The organism is Corallococcus terminator (genome assembly GCF_003611635.1).
GTDB lineage: Bacteria > Myxococcota > Myxococcia > Myxococcales > Myxococcaceae > Corallococcus > Corallococcus terminator.
This window is the reverse complement of record NZ_RAVZ01000540.1, coordinates 1-3,723: the sequence shown is the minus strand read 5'-3', so window position 1 is coordinate 3,723 and position 3,723 is coordinate 1. Positions and strand designations below refer to the sequence as shown.

Genomic DNA, 3,723 nt, shown 5'->3' with positions numbered 1-3,723 from the left:
CCCAAGCCCGCTGCCGCCCCCCCGGCGCCGGCTGGCTCCCAGGAGGAGGAGGCCGGTGACGTGTCCGAGGTGGACAAGGACGCCCTGGGCCCCCTTCGCGAGCGCATCCGGCCGGTGTCCGGCCACATGTTCCTCAAGAAGGGCCGCTTTGAAGTGAGCCCCTCCGCGTCCATCACCATCCGCGACGCGTTCTACAAGAAGTACATCTTCGGCGGCTCGCTCACGTACTACCCGTCGGAGACGCTGGGCGTGAGCCTGCGCGCTGGCTACGCGGTGAACTCCGTGGCCGGCTCCGCGCAGATCTGCACCTTCACGGATGGCGGGGCGGGCGGCGACACGCGCGGCTGCCGCGCGCCGACGACAGGTGAGCTGGACGGTCAGGCCCCCGGGCAGCTCACGCTGCTGGGTGGCGCGGACGTCCAGTGGGCGCCCATCTACGGCAAGCTGTCGCTCCTGGCGGAGAAGTTCGTCCACTTCGACATGTACGGCATCCTCGGCGCCTCGGTGGTGCAGTACCGCGGCCCGGAGACGACGCTCGTGGACGGGCAGGCCATCGCGGGTGGCAAGTCCTACCTCACGGGCGGCGCCAACCTGGGCGTCGGCCTGCGCTTCTTCTTCAACCGCTGGATGACGCTGCGCACGGAGCTGCGCGACCTCATCTATGTGGAGAAGGGCCGGGAGCCCACGCCCACGTACCTCCGCAACCAGATCCTCTTCGAGCTGGGCCTGTCCTTCTTCTTCCCCTCCGGTTCCTAAGCATGATGCGCACCCACCGGTTCCTCCGTCTCGCCGTCCTCGGGCTCACGCTCGCGTACACGGCCCCCACGCTGGCCCAGTCCTTCGAAGGACTGGATCTGGCGGGCCAGTCCAAGAAGAAGAAGAAGGGTTCGTCCGCCAAGAAGAAGACGACCTCCTCCAAGCGCGGCAAGGGCAAGGCCGCGCCCGCGGAAGACACCGCGGACACGGCGCCCGAAGCCACCCCGGCCCCGGGCAATCCGGCCACCCCTCCGGTGACCGCGACGCCCACGCCCACCCCGGCGCCCGTCAAGCCCGCGCAGCCTGCCCAGAGCGGCGGCGGCCTGGGTCTGGACCTCACGGGCGACAACGACAAGCCGCCCGCGCCCACGATGACGTTCGACGCGGTGGACGTGTCCGGCAAGACGGCGGACCGCCAGCGCCTGGACGCGGCCATCTCGCTGTTCAAGAACGACGAGTACGAGAAGTCGGCGATGGCGTCGCACGAGCTGCTGGGCGACGCGAAGCTCCAGGGCCTGCACACCGAAGCGCGCTACGTGCTGGCCAAGTCGCTCTACCGCATGGGGCTGTACCACTCGTCGCTGGGCGAGTTCTCGAAGATCCTCGCGGCGGGCCCGTCCACGAAGTTCTTCAAGACGAGCCTGGAGTGGCTGTTCTTCATCAGCCGCAAGACGCAGAACGAGACGGTCATCCTGGATGAGATCGCCCGTTACGCGAACTACGAGTTCCCGGAGAAGTTCCGCAACGAGTTCCGCTACCTGCTGGCCCGCTACCACTTCGTGCGCGGTCGCGCGTTGGATCAGGTCGGCCAGACGGAGAACGCGGACAAGAGCTTCGAGGAAGTGAAGCGCCTGGCCCTGACCATCCCGCGCACGGACACGTTCTACCCGCGCGCGAAGTACCTGGAGGGCCTGGCCTTCTTCCGCAACGGCACGCACCACAAGGACGCGGCGGCCAAGCGCGGCAACACGGACGTGATGGCGTCGGTGGAGGCGATGAAGGAAGTCGTTCGCCTCACCCGTCCCATGGTCGGCCGCACCGGCGAGCAGGCGAAGCTGGACAAGTCGCTGCGCGAGCTGGCGTTCATGCAGTTGGCGCGCACGCACTACGGCATGCAGCAGAACCGCTTCTCCATCTTCTATCTGAACAAGGTGGAGCGCGGGAACGTGCAGTGGCTGGAGGCGCTCTTCGAGTCCTCGTGGGCCAACTACCGCATCGGTCAGTACGAGCAGGCGCTGGGCAACCTCATCACCCTGTCGTCGCCCTTCTTCCGCGAGGAGTACTTCCCGGAAGCGCTCATCCTGAAGGCCGTCATCTATTACGAGAACTGCCGCTACCGGGAGTCCAACCTCATCCTCCAGGACTTCGAGCACACGTACCTGCCGGTGCACGACGAGCTGGACTCGCTCGTGAAGAAGAACATGGACGCGAGCGAGTACTACACGGTGCTCGCCGACGTGCAGAAGAAGAACAAGGACGGCCTGGAGAAGAACGGCACGGACGTGCTGCTGGAGCGCATCCTGCGGCTCGCGCTCACGGATCAGGACCTGAAGAAGACCAACGACTCCATCCTGGAGCTCGAGGGTGAGATGGACCTGTTCTCCAACAAGGGCGACACGTTCAAGTACTCGGAGCTGACCAAGCAGCTCCTGGAAGGCCTCAAGGTCCAGCGCACCAGCCTCATCTCCAAGGCCGGCACCATGGCCAAGGGCAAGCTGGAGACGGAGCTGGGCGCGCTCAAGCTGCTGCTGGCCAACGGCCTGCGCATCAAGTTCGAGACGACCACCAAGGAGAAGGAGTTCCTGGAGGAGCAGCTCAAGGCGGGCGGCCGCACGGCCATCGTCAAGAAGTACAAGTACTCCGTGGCCGTCGCCGACGATCAGCTCTACTGGCCCTACGAGGGCGAGTACTGGCGTGACGAGCTGGGCACGTACCAGTACACGATGACCAAGGGCTGCATCGAGCGCGACACGGCCAACCGCAACATCCAGTCCGCCGGCGCGATGTAGACGCACGGCAGGACAGGTGGGAGTCTCCCGGCCCGCCGGAGCGCTTGGTCTGAGCGCTCCGGCGGTTTTCTCTTTTCGAAGGCACGTGGACGAGGGGAGTTCGAGTTGGCACGGGAGGCGTCGCTGCGGGTGGTGTTCGGCATCGCCGTCCTGGACCTCATCGGGTTCGGCATCCTGATTCCGCAGTTGGGTGTGTATGGGGTGCGCTTTGGGGCCTCGCCCTTCACGGTGGGGCTGCTCGTCGCGGTGTATTCGCTGATGCAGTTGGTGGCGGCGCCCATCATGGGGCGGCTGTCGGACCGGTTCGGCCGGCGGCCGGTGCTGCTCTTGAGCCAGGTGGGTTCGCTCGCGGGCTACGTGCTGTTCGCCTTCGCGCACACGCTGCCGCTGTTGTTCCTCTCCCGCGTCATCGACGGGGTGTCCGGGGGCAACGTGTCCACGGCGCAGGCGGTGGTGGCGGACATCACCAAGCCCAGCGAGCGTGCGCGGGGCATGGGCATCATCGGCGCGGCGTTCGGCCTGGGCTTCGTGCTGGGGCCGGCGCTGGGCGGCGTCCTGGGGGCGTGGGGCGGCAACCTCGCCATCGGCCTGTTCGCCGCGGGGCTGTCTGCCCTGAACCTCATCAACACCTGGTTCTTCCTGCCGGAGACGCGGGTGCCGGGCAGCCCGTCCGCCACGGTGCGCTCCATGAAGGGCGCCACGTCCGTTTTGACGCTGCCCGTCGTGGGCCGGTGCGTGGTGCTGGTGCTGCTCTTCACCGTGGCCTTCGCGCAGATGGAGGGCACCTTCTCCGTGTTCCTCCTCACGCGCTTCCTGTCCTCCGGGGCGGTGCCTCTGGAGGGCGGGTGGCTGGTGCATGCGGTGCATCCGGACGCGGCCGTCCTGAAGGAGGCGAGCCTGCGCTCCGGGGCGCTCTTCGCGGTGGTGGGGGTGCTGTCCGCGCTGGTGCAGGGAGGGC

At 67.3% G+C, this 3,723-nt stretch carries 3 protein-coding genes; all 3 read left to right on the top strand.

Features of this window, described 5'->3' with window-relative positions; all coding sequences use genetic code 11:
* On the top strand, window positions 1–756 hold a 756-nt coding region (locus tag D7V88_RS39690; protein WP_120545708.1), incomplete at its 5' end, for an outer membrane beta-barrel domain-containing protein.
* A gap of 5 nt (window positions 757–761) precedes the next feature.
* Window positions 762–2,765, top strand: coding sequence for an adventurous gliding motility protein GltC (gene gltC, locus D7V88_RS39685; RefSeq protein WP_208726737.1), 2,004 nt, complete (start codon window positions 762–764; stop codon window positions 2,763–2,765).
* Between the two features lie 105 nt (window positions 2,766–2,870).
* Window positions 2,871–3,723: MFS transporter (locus D7V88_RS39680; protein ID WP_120545707.1), on the top strand; the 853-nt coding region annotated here is incomplete at its 3' end.

Coding starts and splice junctions, on each gene's coding strand:
- gltC (WP_208726737.1), top strand. CDS start 762: ATGCGCACCCACCGGTTCCTCCGTCTCGCCGTCCTCGGGCTCACGCTC.